Annotated in this window: 10 protein-coding genes and 1 pseudogene; 8 read left to right on the forward strand and 3 right to left on the reverse strand. The window is 64.7% G+C overall.

All coding sequences use genetic code 11. The features are described 5' to 3' along the window. Nucleotides 1-211: 211 nt before the first annotated feature. Complete coding sequence (gene ddlA / locus NX05_RS12160; protein ID WP_039432182.1) at nucleotides 212-1,315, reverse strand: D-alanine--D-alanine ligase; 1,104 nt, start codon at nucleotides 1,313-1,315, stop codon at nucleotides 212-214. Nucleotides 1,316-1,541: 226 nt separating this feature from the next. Here ddlA and NX05_RS12165 point away from each other — a divergent pair, with 226 nt between their 5' ends. The 4 genes from NX05_RS12165 to NX05_RS12180 all read left to right on the forward strand — a co-directional run bounded on the left by NX05_RS12165 (nucleotide 1,542) and on the right by NX05_RS12180 (nucleotide 5,404). Then, nucleotides 1,542-2,186 carry a ubiquinone biosynthesis accessory factor UbiJ gene (locus NX05_RS12165; RefSeq protein ID WP_010370537.1) on the forward strand — a complete coding sequence of 215 codons (645 nt, stop codon included), beginning with the start codon at nucleotides 1,542-1,544 and terminating at the stop codon, nucleotides 2,184-2,186. After that, nucleotides 2,183-3,856 carry a ubiquinone biosynthesis regulatory protein kinase UbiB gene (gene ubiB / locus NX05_RS12170; protein WP_010370534.1) on the forward strand — a complete coding sequence of 558 codons (1,674 nt, stop codon included), beginning with the start codon at nucleotides 2,183-2,185 and terminating at the stop codon, nucleotides 3,854-3,856. The genes NX05_RS12165 and ubiB overlap by 4 nt, the downstream gene beginning before the upstream one ends. Before the next feature lie 90 nt (nucleotides 3,857-3,946). After that, nucleotides 3,947-4,534 carry an O-methyltransferase gene (locus NX05_RS12175; protein ID WP_010370531.1) on the forward strand — a complete coding sequence of 196 codons (588 nt, stop codon included), beginning with the start codon at nucleotides 3,947-3,949 and terminating at the stop codon, nucleotides 4,532-4,534. A 42-nt stretch (nucleotides 4,535-4,576) separates the two neighbouring features. Further along, entirely contained in the window at nucleotides 4,577-5,404 is an 828-nt protein-coding gene (locus tag NX05_RS12180; RefSeq protein WP_039432183.1) for a pseudouridine synthase, read from the forward strand. A 93-nt stretch (nucleotides 5,405-5,497) separates the two neighbouring features. Here the strand turns inward: NX05_RS12180 and NX05_RS12185 are convergent, their stop codons facing one another. Beyond that, entirely contained in the window at nucleotides 5,498-6,076 is a 579-nt protein-coding gene (locus tag NX05_RS12185) for a DUF2059 domain-containing protein (protein WP_017113924.1), read from the reverse strand. Nucleotides 6,077-6,132: 56 nt separating this feature from the next. Here NX05_RS12185 and arfB point away from each other — a divergent pair, with 56 nt between their 5' ends. From arfB to dcp, 4 genes and pseudogenes are all read left to right on the forward strand, one after another. After that, nucleotides 6,133-6,564, forward strand: a complete 432-nt coding sequence (gene arfB, locus NX05_RS12190; protein WP_010370520.1) for an alternative ribosome rescue aminoacyl-tRNA hydrolase ArfB — start codon at nucleotides 6,133-6,135, stop codon at nucleotides 6,562-6,564. Nucleotides 6,565-6,566: 2 nt separating this feature from the next. Continuing rightward, the gene (locus NX05_RS12195) at nucleotides 6,567-7,196 is read left to right on the forward strand and encodes a lysophosphatidylcholine acyltransferase (protein WP_010370518.1); all 630 of its coding nucleotides are present in this window, start codon (nucleotides 6,567-6,569) and stop codon (nucleotides 7,194-7,196) included. A gap of 89 nt (nucleotides 7,197-7,285) precedes the next feature. Further along, nucleotides 7,286-8,307, forward strand: a pseudogene (locus tag NX05_RS12200) (isoaspartyl peptidase/L-asparaginase family protein). A 109-nt stretch (nucleotides 8,308-8,416) separates the two neighbouring features. Next, entirely contained in the window at nucleotides 8,417-10,585 is a 2,169-nt protein-coding gene (gene dcp / locus NX05_RS12205; RefSeq protein WP_039432184.1) for a peptidyl-dipeptidase Dcp, read from the forward strand. Between the two features lie 152 nt (nucleotides 10,586-10,737). Here dcp and xopN read toward each other — a convergent pair whose 3' ends face one another. Next, complete coding sequence (gene xopN, locus NX05_RS12210) at nucleotides 10,738-12,897, reverse strand: type III secretion system effector XopN (RefSeq protein ID WP_039432185.1); 2,160 nt, start codon at nucleotides 12,895-12,897, stop codon at nucleotides 10,738-10,740. Between the last annotated feature and the right edge of the window lie 101 nt (nucleotides 12,898-12,998).

Genomic DNA, 12,998 nt, shown 5'->3' on the forward strand with positions numbered 1-12,998 from the left:
GGCGAAGTTCGTAGTGGTATACGGCGCGTCTTGTCCAGTGTCAGCAGGAGGTTGACCGACGATGCGCCAGTGCATACGAACCAAGCGATCTGCAGCAAGGCAGTCAAGTCATCGGCATTGAGCAACGACAATTCAGTGGCATGCGTCGTGTTGAGTGCAAGCACTCCGGCGTGATCGTGCGGTTGTACGGCGCGCAGCTGCAGCAGCATGATCAGTGCGGGTCGACCGCGCTGCGCAGCAATTGGTCGTCGGCATGCCGTTCTAATGCGAGCTCGATCAACCGCGTGATCAGACTGCGATAGTCCAGTCCGCTTGCCTGCCACAATTTTGGATACATGCTGATGCGGGTAAAGCCTGGCAGCGTGTTGACCTCGTTGATCACGATGCGTCCATCGGCACACAGAAACACGTCCACGCGCGCCATGCCCGCGCACTCCAGTGCCTGATACGCCTGCACCGCGATGTGCTGGATGCGCTGCTCGGCCTGCGCATCGATGTCAGCCGGAATCACGATCTCGGCGCCGTGTTCGCTGATGTATTTGGTCTCGTACGAATAGAACGCATCGTGCACCACCACTTCGCCGCAGACGCTCGCCTGCGGCGTGGCATTGCCCAGCACGGCGCATTCGATTTCGCGCCCGGCAATGGCCGCTTCCACCAGCACCTTGTGGTCGTAGTCCAACGCCAATGCGAGCGCGGCGGCGAACTGGTCTGCCGTGCGCACCTGGCTGACGCCGACCGACGAGCCCTGGTTGGCCGGTTTGACGAACAGCGGCAAGCCCAGCTGCGCGATCAACCCATACACATCGGCGTGTGCGGCAGTGTGGCGGTTGAAGCAGACGAACGGTGCCACCGCCAGCCCGGCATCGCGCAACACGCGCTTGGCCATGTCCTTGTCCATCGCCACCGCCGAGCCGAGCACGCCGGAGCCTACGAACGGCAGGTTGGCTATGCGCAGCAGCCCCTGCAACGAGCCGTCTTCGCCCAGGGTGCCGTGCACGATGGGAAACACCACATCGATCTGCGTCAGCGCCTGCTCCGGCTCGATGGGCTGCAACTGCTGCTGTTGCGCGCCCGGCAGCAACGCCACGCCGCGACCACTGCGATGCAGCGCAATGCGCGCCGGGTCGTCGGCATGGAGCAGGAAGCTGTCGGGGTCGTTGACGTGCCACTGGCCTTGCTTGTCGATACCGATCAGCACCGCCTCGAAGCGCTGCGGGTCCAGCGCATCCAGGATGTTGCGCGCCGATTGCAGCGAGACCTCGTGCTCGGCCGATTTGCCGCCGAAGATGAGGCCGACCCGAATCTTGCGCATTGCCCGCTCCTGCCATCGTCAATGGAAGTGGCCAGGATGCCTGCGGCGTACGCATTGAAGGAAGTCCTGCGCCGTCCTCAGATGACGATGCGCGAGCGATGCGCCTGATGCCGCGCCGCGTTGTCGGCTACGCAATCCTTGCCCATGACCGCCACATCCGCAGCGGCCTGGAATCGCCACACCGCCGTAAAGCAGCTGCGACATGCAGGGACGGTAGAATGCGGGCATGCCCGGATCATTCTTCAATTCACTCAAGCCGCTCGCCGGCCAGGCCCTGCAGGCAGCGCTCAACCGTGCGCTGGCGCTGGACCCGGATACCCGCGACGCCCTGCTGCCACTGGAAGGCCAGCGCATCGCGCTGACCCTGGACGCGCCCGCGCTGGCCCTGCAGATCCACGTGCACGAGCGCCGCTTGCTGGTTGGCCCGGTCGATCAGGCGCAGGAACCTGACCTGGCGGTGCGCAGCAGCCTGGCCGGCTTGCTCGGGCAACTGCCGTTTCTGGCCAACGCACGCCGCACCGGCGCGCCGGCCGGCCGGCTCAAGGTCTCCGGCGATGCCGAGCTGGCACGCCAGCTGCAGCAGCTGGCCGGCCGCTTCGACCCGGATTGGCAGCTGCCGTTCGTGGCGGTGTTCGGCGAAATTTTGGGTGTGCAGATCGCCAGTGCGGTGCGCGCCGCGCTGCAGCAGGCACGGCGCAGCGCAGTGGATCTGGCGCACAGTGCGGCCGAATTCGTTACCGAAGAATCGCGCGATGTGGTGCCACGTGCCGAGCTTGAAGCCTTCCACGATGATGTGGACGAACTGCGCGACGACGTGGAACGGCTAGCCGTACGCGTGAGCCGCCTGCGCGCGAGCGGGGGCGCGGCATGAAGGCGATCCTGCGGGCTAGCCGTATCGGCAGGGTGATTCTGCGGTACCGCCTGGATGCCTTGCTGGAAGGTACCCCCGCCGAGCGCTGGTTGCGCCTGGCCAAGCCCTTCGTGCCGCGCGCCAGCGCCGAAATCGCCGCGCAATCGCGCGGTGCGCGGCTGCGTCTGGCGCTGCAGGAACTGGGGCCGATCTTCGTCAAGTTCGGGCAGATTCTTTCCACCCGGCGCGATCTGATTCCGGCCGACGTGGCCGAAGAGCTCACCTTGTTGCAGGACCGGGTCAAGCCATTTGATGGCGAGGCCGCGCGCCTGATCGTGGAACGCGCACTCGGGCTGCCGGTGAGCGTGGCGTTTGCCAGTTTCGACACGGTGCCGCTGGCGTCGGCATCGATCGCGCAGGTGCATGCGGCCACGTTGCCGCCGGATGCCAACGGCGTGCGCCGCGAAGTGGTGGTCAAGGTGTTGCGCCCGGAGATCGAGCGTCAGATCGACGCCGATATCGCGTTACTGCACTCGCTGGCCACCTTGGTCGAACGCACCCACCCGCGCGCTGACAAGATCCGGCCGCGCGAAGTGGTGGCCGAGATCGAAGGCACCCTGGCCGCCGAACTCGACCTGCAGCGCGAAGGCGCCAACGCCAGCGTGTTGCGCCGGTTCTGGAAAGGCTCGGACGATCTGTACGTGCCGGAAGTGATCTGGTCGCATACCGCCGAGCGCGCGCTCACGCTAGAGCGCGTGTATGGCATTCCGTCCGACGATATCGCCAAGCTCGACGCGGCCGGCATTGATCGCAAGGCGCTGGCAGCCAAGGGCGTGCGCGTGTTCTACACGCAGGTGTTCCGCGACAACTTCTTCCACGCCGATGCGCATGCCGGCAATATCTGGGTCGATTCGGACCCGGAGCGCCGGCTCAATCCGCGCTTCATCGCGCTGGATTTCGGCATCATGGGCCAGCTCTCGCAGGAAGATCAGTACTACCTGGCCGAGAACTTCATGGCGATCTTCCACAAGGATTACCGCCGCATGGCCGAATTGCATGTGGAGGCAGGCTGGATGCCGTCGAACGTGCGCATCGACGAACTGGAAGCGGCCGCGCGCTCGGTCTGCGAGCCGTATTTCACCCGGCCGCTGTCGGAAATTTCGCTGGCGCAGGTGCTGATCAAATTGTTCCGCGTGGCGCAGCGTTATGAATTGACGTTGCAGCCGCAGCTGATCCTGTTGCAGAAAACGCTGCTCAATATCGAAGGCGTGGGCCGGCAGCTCGACCCCAAGCTGGATATCTGGGCCGTGGCACGGCCGGTGCTCGAGCGCATCCTGCGCGAGCGTTACAGCCCACGCCGTGTGTTGCGCGAACTCAGCAAGCGGCTGCCGGAAATCATGACCCATGCGCCGGACATGCCGCGGCTGGTGCACAGCTGGTTGAAGCAGCAGGTGGAAGGCCGCCACCAGGTCGACATCCGTTCCACCGAACTGCTCGCGCTGGACCTGAGCCTGCGCAAGCTGCAAACGCGTGTGGTCACCGCCATCACCGGCAGCGGGTTGTTGGTGGTTGCGGCGGTGCTCTACGGCCTGCATCCGGATGGCTGGTATCTGGGCACGGTGCCGGTGTGGAGCTGGATCAGCGGCGGCGCCGGTTCGGCAGCGCTGCTGGTCGCATGGCTGCGGCGTTGAAGCTCTGCAAGCGATGGCCTGTTGCATCCGGTGGCGTAGCGGCATTGTCGGCAGCGGCGCGATGACGGCGCCGTATCCGTTGAGGTGGTCATGATCGATCTGCAGGCGTTGAAAGACGAATTGGCACGGTTTGGCAGCGACAACGATGCGCATCAGCGCGTGCGCGACCGGCGCATGCTCAACATCACGCCCGACACCGGGCAATTGCTGGCCGTGCTGGTACATGCCACGGCTGCGCGGCGCATCCTGGAAATCGGCACCTCCAACGGGTATTCGACGCTATGGCTGGCCGAAGCCACTGCCGCGATCGGAGGCCATGTCACCACGGTGGAGCTTGCGGCCGACAAGGTGGCCCTGGCGCAGGCCACGCTTGCGCGCAGTGGCCTGGCGGCATCGGTGGAGGTGGTGCACGGTGATGGCGGCGCGTGGCTGACCCAGGCGACCAGTGCCAGTATCGATCTGGTCTTCCTGGATTCGGCGCGCGGCGAGTACGTGCGCTGGTGGCCGGCACTGCGCCGCGTGCTGCGCAGCGGTGGTCTGCTGGTGGTCGACAATGCGCTCTCGCATGCCGACGAGCTGGCGCCATTCACTGCGCTGTTGGATGCCGATCCGGCGATCACCTGCAGCGTTGTGCCAGTGGGCAAGGGCGAGTTGCTGGCGGTGTGCGGCCAGGCCTGAGCGTGCGCCGCTGACCTGCGACGACCTCACGCCCCAAGCCACGTGACCGGCATGCGCCCATGCGCTGCCAGCGCCGTGGTGCAGGCCGCCGCCTGCCGATGCGGTGCACTGGCAGGCACTGGCCACGGCGCGGATAATCCGCCGGTGAGCATATCCTCCAAGCATCTGCAGATTCTCTACCAGGACGATGTCCTGGCCGTCGTCGACAAACCCGCGGGTCTGATGGCCCACGACAGCAAACTGGCACGCGGCGAGGACGACTTTCTGGCCGACCGCCTACGCGAGCAGCTAGGCAAGCCGATCTTCCTGGTGCACCGGCTCGACCGCGCCACCAGCGGCTGCCTGCTACTGGCCTTCGACCGTGCCAGTGCCAGTGCGCTGGGCAAGGCGCTGATGGCGGGCGAGGTGGAAAAAAATTATCTGACCGTGTGCCGCGGCTGGCCGGCCGAGGAGCAGTTCATCGTCGACCATGATCTGGATGGCGGCCCGGGCAAGCCGGTCAAGAAGCCGGCGGTGACGCATTTCCAGCGTCTGGCCACCGGCGAGCTGGAGATTCCGTCCACTGGTTTCACGACGTCGCGTTACGCACTGCTGCGTTGCCAACCGCAGACCGGGCGCTTCCGGCAGATTCGCCGGCACATGAAGCACCTGTCGCACCACATGATCGGCGACACCAGCCACGGCGACGGCCGCCACAACCGCAGTTTCCGCATGCTCGGCATCCACCGCATGCTGCTGCATGCCGAACGTCTGGAATTTCCGCATCCGGCCGATGGCCGGCGCATCAGCCTCACCGCGCCACTGGATGCGGAATTCACCAAGGCATGTACGTTGTTTGGTTGGGATGTGGCGCAGTTGCAGGAGGCGTGATCAACGTTGTTGCCACTCACCGCGACGCATCTCAAAGCACCAGCAAAGCACGCTCTAACGATTCCCCAATCCCGATTCCCAATTCCCTGCCTCTCAGGGCTTCTTGGCCGGAGCAGGCTCGTTGACGATCTTCTCCAGATCCTTCCGCAGATCCGCAAACAGCGGCAGCATCTTCTGCTGGATCGCGCCCATCAGGTTCTGGGTCAGGGCCGGGGTCTTGTCGAGCAGGCTTTGGCCGGCAGAGCTCTCGTAGAACTCGGCCATGGCCAGCACGTCCTCGCGCGAGAACGAGCGCTTGTAGATGTCCACATACATCGGCCGCAGTTCCGACCACGACAGCGCCTTGCGCACGGTCTGGCGGGTGCGTTCCTGGATGCGCTGCAACTGCGCCTGTTGCTCGGCGTCGAGCTGGCGTTGCGCGGTGAGCTGGGCGAATTGCTGCTGCTGCATCGCTTCGATCTGCGGCAGCATCGTGTCCAGCATGGTCTGCGCGCGCGAGGCGGCCAGCAGACGGTTGATGTCGGCATCGCTGGGCGCCTGCGCCAATGCGACCGGGGCGGCCACGGCCAGCAGTGCCGCCAACAGCAATCGGCGAGCAAGGCCGCGCGGAGTAGCGAGCGAAGAAGTAGGTGTCATCGGAGCATCCTGCAAACGGGGGACCGGCCGCAGCATACGGGAAGCTGGCGTTCGCGCGCGCGTCCACGCCACTGCCGATACAATCGGCGCACATGGCCAGCGAACCGATCCAGATCACCCCCAGCCTGACGATTCCGCCCAGCGAACTCGTCGAACGCTTCGTGCGTGCCAGCGGCGCCGGTGGGCAGAACGTCAACAAGGTCTCCACCGCGGTGGAGCTGCGTTTCGACGTGGCCGGCTCGCCATCGTTGCCGGAGCCATTGCGGGCGCGGCTGCTGTCGCGACGCGACCGCCGCATGACCGCCGACGGCGTGCTGGTGATCGACGCGCAGCGCTTCCGCACCCAGGACCGCAACCGCGACGATGCGCGCGAACGGCTGGTCGAAATCATCAGTGCGTGCCTGTCGGTGCCCAAGCGCCGGGTCGCCACCAAACCAAGTCATGGAGCCAAGCTGCGGCGGCTGGATGCCAAGCGTGAGCGTAGCCATATCAAGCGTGGACGCTCTGCGTCCCACTGGGAGTAAGCGTGAGTCAACCCGACCCGTCGTTGCCACCGGTAACACAGGCCAACATCCTGCTGCAGCCATCCCCGCCCCGTATGCCGCGTGCACATGGGCGCTTCATCCGCTGGTTCGGCCGCACCGCCTTGCGTCTAACCGGTTGGCGCCTGCTCGGGCGGTTGCCCGACGAACCCAAGCTGGTGATGATCGTGGCCCCGCATTCGTCCAATTGGGACGGGTTTGTGGGATTCGCGGCCAAGTTCGCGCTGGGCTTCGACGTGCGCGTGCTCGGCAAATCGCAGTTGTTCTGGTGGCCGCTGGGCCCGCTGCTGCGCAAGCTCGGCGCCATCCCGCTGGACCGCAGCTCGCCGCAAGGCACCATCGGCCAGGCGGTGCGGCTGATCCGCAACTCCGAGCAGATGTGGTACGTGATCACGCCCGAAGGCACGCGCAAGCGCGTGGAGAACTGGAAAGCCGGTTTCTGGAAGATCGCCTCCGATTCCAAGGTGCCGATCCTGCCGGTGTATTTCGACTACCCCAGCAAGACCGTGGGCATCGGCGAGCCGTTCTGGACCGGTAGCGACATGGCCGCCGACATCGCCGCCATCCGCACCTGGTACCGGCCATGGCGTGGCAAGCATCGCGATACGTTGTGAGGGGCGTAGCGCGCGGGTGAAGGATCGCCAGCGTTGGTTGGTGAATCCGGTGCGCCTGTCGTCGAACATTCCCTCCATCGAGAAGCTCAATGATTGCCAAGTCCACCCGCGCGCTGTGTCTGGCGCTCTCGCTGCTGCTCACTGCCGGTCCAGCGCTCGCAGCCACGCCGATGCTAGTTATCCACGGCGGCGCGGGCGTGGAGAAATCAAGCCTTTCCAAGGACGAGCAGGGGCAGGCGCGCGAGGCAATGCAGCGCAGCGCGCGCTGCGTGCCGGGCATGCGGTGCTGCAACGTGGCGGCAGTGCGGTGGATGCAGTTGCCGCCACCATCACCGTGCTGGAGGATGCGCCGCAGTTCAACGCTGGCCGCGGTTCGGTGTTCACCCATGACGGCAAGAACGAACTGGACGCGGCCATCATGGACGGCGCCAGCGGCAAGGCCGGTGCGATTGCCGGCGTGCACACGGTCAAGAACCCGATCCTGCTGGCACGCAGCGTGATGGACCGCTCCAGGCACGTGATGCTGGTCGGCGACGGCGCTGAAGCGTTCGCGCGCGAGCAGGGCATCACCCTGGTGGACCCGGGCTATTTCCGCACCGACAAGCGCTGGCAGCAACTGCAGAAAGCGCTCAAGGCCGACGCCGGCGACCGCCAGGCGCAGGCCGAGCTGGATCTGGAAACCGCCAAGCATTTCGGCACTGTCGGCGCGCTGGCGCTGGACCGCGACGGCCATCTGGCTGCCGGCACCTCCACCGGCGGCATGACCAACAAGCGCTATGGCCGCGTCGGCGATGCGCCGATCATCGGCGCCGGCACCTATGCCAACCGCCAATGTGCGGTGTCTGGCACCGGCTGGGGCGAGTTCTACATCCGCGCCGTGGCGGCCTACGACATCTGTGCGCGCATGAAATATGCCGGGCAATCGCTGCAACAGGCGGCCGAGACCGTGATCGACCAGGAAATCCCCACCGCTGGCGGCGACGGTGGCGCCATTGCGCTGGATGCGCAGGGCAATGCGGCGTTTCCGTTCAATACCGAAGGCATGTACCGCGGCTGGATCGGCACCGACGGCACCCCGCATGTGGCGATTTTCAAGGACGAGACGCTGTAACGCCGCCATCCTCAACCGCGTCCCTCCGCCCCAATCCAACGGCACATGCCAGCGGTCGCAAAACCCGCTAGCGTGGCCGGCTGCACTGCCCACTCAGGAATCACACGCCATGTCGCGTACCGTCGTTCTGGCCGCTGCCATCACCCTGGCACTGGCTGCTTGTTCTGGAAAAGAGTCGTCCGGCCAGGAGTCCACCACCGTGCCCGAGAAAACCGCCCCGGCCCCGGCCGCAGATGCTGCATCCAACCCCTTGCTGACCGCCAGCACGCTGCCGTTCCAGGCGCCGCCGTTCGACAAGATCAAGGATGCCGATTACCTGCCGGCATTCGAAGAAGGCATGCGCCAGCATTTGGCTGACATCCGCAAGATTGCCGATAACCCCGAAGCGCCCACCTTCGACAACACCATCGAAGCGATGGAGCGCGGTGGCGAAACGCTCACGCGCGTGTCGCGCATCTTCTTCGGGCTGGTGCAGGCTGATACCAGCGACGCACGCCAGAAGATCCAGGAAGAGATCGCGCCCAAGCTGGCCGCGCATCAGGACGAGATCAATCTCGATCCCAAACTCTTCGCACGGGTCAAAACCATCTACGACCAGCGCGACACGCTGAATCTGGACCCGGAGCAGAAGCGTCTGGTCGAGCGCGACTACGAAGAGCTGGTACGCGCTGGCGCGCAGTTGTCCGATGCCGACAAGGACAGCCTGCGCAAGCTCAACGTGGAAGAAACCACGCTCTCCACGCAGTTCCATACCCGTCTGGTCGCCGCCTCGGCCGCTGGTGCGGTGGTGGTGGACGACAAGGCCAAGCTCGATGGCCTGAGCGAAGGCGACATCGCCGCCGCGGCCGATGCAGCCAAGGCGCGCAAGCTCGATGGCAAATATCTGCTCAGCTTGCAGAACACCACCCAGCAGCCGGTGCTGGCGTCGCTGAAGAATCGCGAACTGCGCGCCGAGGTGTTGAAGGCCTCTGAAACGCGCGCGGAAAAGGGCGATGCCAACGACACCCGCCAGACCATCCAGCGTCTGGCGCAGCTGCGCGCGCAAAAAGCCAAGCTGCTTGGCTTCGACAACTACGCCGCTTACAGCTTGGGCAACCAGATGGCCAAGACGCCGGACGCCGCGCTCAAGCTGCTGACCGACACCGTGCCCGCTGCCACTGCCAAGGCACGCCGCGAAGCGGCCGAGATTCAGAAGGTGATCGACGCGCAGAACGGCGGCTTCAAACTCGCCGCCTCCGATTGGGACATCTACGCCGAGCAGGTGCGCAAGGCCAAGTACGATCTGGACGAAGCGCAGATCAAGCCGTACTTCGAACTGGACAATGTGCTCAAGAACGGCGTGTTCTACGCCGCCACGCAGCTGTACGGCATCACGTTCAAGGAACGCACCGACATCCCGACCTATCACGCTGATATGAAGGTGTATGAGGTGTTCGATGCCGACGGCACCTCGATGGCGTTGTTCTACACCGACTACTTCAAGCGCGACAGCAAGTCCGGTGGCGCCTGGATGGACGTATTCGTCGAGCAGGACGGCCTCACCGGTGCCAAGCCGGTGGTCTACAACGTCTGCAACTTCACCAAGCCGGCAGCCGGCCAGCCGGCGTTGCTGAGCTTCGACGACGTCACCACCTTGTTCCATGAGTTCGGCCATGCGCTGCACGGCATGTTCTCCAAGGTGAAGTATCCGTCGATCTCCGGCACCAGCACCTCGCGCGACTTCGTCGAATTCCCCTCGCAGTTCAACGAGCACTGGGCGTCGGACCCCAAGGTTTTCGCCAACTACGCAAAGCACTACCAGACCGGCGCAGCGATGCCGGCCGAGTTGGTGGAAAAGATCAAGAAGGCCAAGACATTCAACAGCGGCTACGCCACCACCGAATACCTGTCGGCGGCGCTGCTGGATCTGGCCTGGCACACCCAGCCGGCCGATGCGCCGCTGCAGGACGTGAGCAAGTTCGAAGCCGACGCCTTGAAGCGCTTCAAGGTGGATCTGGCCGAAGTGCCGCCGCGTTACCGCAGCAGCTATTTCGACCACATCTGGGGCGGCGGTTATTCGGCCGGGTACTACGCGTACTTCTGGTCGGAAGTGCTCGACGATGACGCGTTTGAGTGGTTCAAGGAAAACGGTGGCCTGACCCGCAAGAACGGCGACACCTTCCGCGCCAAGATCCTCTCGCGCGGCAACACCGTCGACTTGGCCACGCTGTACCGCGACTTCCGCGGCAAGGATCCCAGCGTCAAGGCGCTGCTGGAAAACCGTGGGTTGACCGAGTAAGCGATGTGCGCGTGGAGGTGATGGTTGCATGCGAAGGCATGCATGCCTCGCCAGTGCGGTGAGCAATCGAGACGGGATGGCCACGTGCCATCCCGTTTGCTCGCGTCGTTTTGATGCATCGCAGTAGATGCATCGCAGCAGCGGGTACCGCATTACGCCGGCGGCGGTGCCCGATCCTTCCCGATCTGCACGATGACCTCGTGCGACTGCGATGCGGACGCCACGCCTGGACGCAGCTGTTGCACCGCTTCTGACAGGGTCAGCGAGGGTGAGGCATGCGTCGCAGATGACGTGGCACCGGATCGCTGGGTGAGCGCTTTGGCTTGACTCAACAGGTCTTCGACATCACTGCGTTGCACCAGCGCATTGATCGCTCGACTCGCCTTGGTTGCCCGCCATTGGGACAGCGCTTCGTTGGCGCCCCCCATGACGCCGCGTAATACTTGCTGCTTCAATCCGATGTCTGTCTCGCCCTCGCGGCGGTTGTTCTTGACGGTGATGGCGGTGTGCTGATTCAGCGCGCCGACCGCAGCCATGCCTCCTGACAGGGCGGAAATTGCCAATGCCTGCGTGATCGGCACCTTGCGCGTTCCGCCTTGCGCCGCGGAGCTGGCCTTGCCGATCACCGAAGACGCCGCGCTGCCCAGTACGCCTAGATGAAACATCTGGCCAACGCGTTGGGCGGTCTGTGCCGAGAACTCGCGCGAAGTGTACTTCTTGACGATATCGCCGATCAGTTGGGCCGAGACCACAGACTTCTCGGCGCCGAGCAGCAGCGTTGCTGCGACGCCGCCCGGATTGAGTTCGTCCAGCCTGCCCTCGCGCAAGGCTTGCAGATCCTGGCTCAGCAATTTCAACGCCTTCGCCGGGCCGGCGCCGTGGCCCGCTTCCAGATCCAGGTCATCGGCGCCTGTCGTCGCCTGCGGGGAGCGCGGCGCGGCGAGTTCCGCCTTGAGTGCCTTCTCCATCGCGACCAGTCCGCTGGTGACGCGTTTCACCAGCGCCTGCGTAGGCGATTGAATCAGTTTGCGCAATTTGCCCTGATCGATCTCCTCTGCCGCCACTGGCTCACCACGTGCAAGTTTCGCCTTGCCCGTGTCGGTCAACACATCGGCGTACAGCAGATTGAGCTTGTTGTTGTAATCCTGTTTTGCCTGTTCGTCGAAGCCGGCAGCCACGTGCTGCGCTGCAGTCATCAGCAGGGCGCCGACGGTCTGCGCGGTCGGCGACAACGCCCGCATTGCGCCGGTCTTGCGGAGCAGGCCCAGCGTGCCGGCCAATGGCGAACGCAGAATGCGCGGGACCGCTTGCCAGCGATTGCCCAACCATTGCCGTTCGTGCGCGCCCTGGGTCATGACAAAGTCGTGCTGGGCCTGATGCAGGCGCGTTTCGGCTTGCAGCAAGTGATGAGCCGCGGCAATGAGGTCGGCTGTTGGCTGCGCCGTGGGGTTCTGGTCTGCGGCGTCCTTGAGTGCGCGGAACCTGTCGCAGCACCCGCTGAATTCTGTGATATGGCTTTCCAGCGCCTTCGCAAGCTCCGGTAGCCAATGCTTGTCGTTGATCTGCTTCTTGTCCGGCACGATGACGTGCCCGCCGTGCTCGCGGATGGATTCGCACAAGCTGACCACCGCCGACTGCTGTGCCGCATTCATGGGCGCGGCGATCGCTGCTGTCGCAATGCCGAATCCCGCACCTGCCCAGGGCTGACGGGTTGCGTAGTTAATCCAGGGCGAGACGATGTACTGCATTGCATTGTTGAGGAAGCTGCCGGTGGGGTTGGGCATGCCCGACAGCAATGCGGTACGCCGCAAGTTGGAAACCTCGTTTTCGCTCAATCCCTGCGCCCTGTACCAAGCCATCGCATCCGTCTCGCGGATGCGGCCCAACAGATCCGCATGTGTTGCTGCGCGTTCCTGCGGGCCGGTGGCGTCCGGCAATTTCATCGGCCTGGTCTTGTTGATGAGTTCGGCGGCCAGCTGCGGCTCGACCGGGCGCACGTTGTCGGCAGCCAGTTGCTCTTTGAGTCGCACCAACGACGCTTTGCCGGGATCCGGCGAGACTGCAGGCTGCGAAACCTGCAGTTCAACCGATTGCAAGTGGCTGGCCGACTGCGAGGCGGACGCAGTGACGTTTGCGGTCTCTTTTCCGCGCTTGCTCGGGGGGCGCGAGAGCATGGTCAATGCGCCCTCGGGCTGTGTAGGCCAATGGCTGGGCGATGCCTGCGGGGGTGCTTCTTCTTCGATCTCATAGATGCCCGCCGGCGATGCCGGCGCGGTGCGATTGAGCGGAGTGGCGGATGCAGCAGGTCTCATCAGATTTCTCCTGGTGCTTGATGCAGTGGCGGCATCGGTCAATGGCCGCTGCCGGTAATGCGATCGCCAACCAGCCTGGAACTGGGCGTATTGTCCGTGGG

This window comes from Xanthomonas vasicola (assembly GCF_000772705.2).
GTDB lineage: Bacteria > Pseudomonadota > Gammaproteobacteria > Xanthomonadales > Xanthomonadaceae > Xanthomonas > Xanthomonas vasicola.

Bases quoted from the DNA above. Each gene is read 5' to 3' on its own strand.
- NX05_RS12175 (WP_010370531.1), top strand. From the start codon at position 3,947: ATGATCGATCTGCAGGCGTTGAAAGACGAATTGGCACGGTTTGGCAGC.
- ubiB (WP_010370534.1), top strand. From the start codon at position 2,183: ATGAAGGCGATCCTGCGGGCTAGCCGTATCGGCAGGGTGATTCTGCGG.
- xopN (WP_039432185.1), bottom strand. From the start codon at position 12,897: ATGAGACCTGCTGCATCCGCCACTCCGCTCAATCGCACCGCGCCGGCA.
- ddlA (WP_039432182.1), bottom strand. From the start codon at position 1,315: ATGCGCAAGATTCGGGTCGGCCTCATCTTCGGCGGCAAATCGGCCGAG.
- dcp (WP_039432184.1), top strand. From the start codon at position 8,417: ATGTCGCGTACCGTCGTTCTGGCCGCTGCCATCACCCTGGCACTGGCT.
- NX05_RS12185 (WP_017113924.1), bottom strand. From the start codon at position 6,076: ATGCTGCGGCCGGTCCCCCGTTTGCAGGATGCTCCGATGACACCTACT.
- arfB (WP_010370520.1), top strand. From the start codon at position 6,133: ATGGCCAGCGAACCGATCCAGATCACCCCCAGCCTGACGATTCCGCCC.
- NX05_RS12165 (WP_010370537.1), top strand. From the start codon at position 1,542: ATGCCCGGATCATTCTTCAATTCACTCAAGCCGCTCGCCGGCCAGGCC.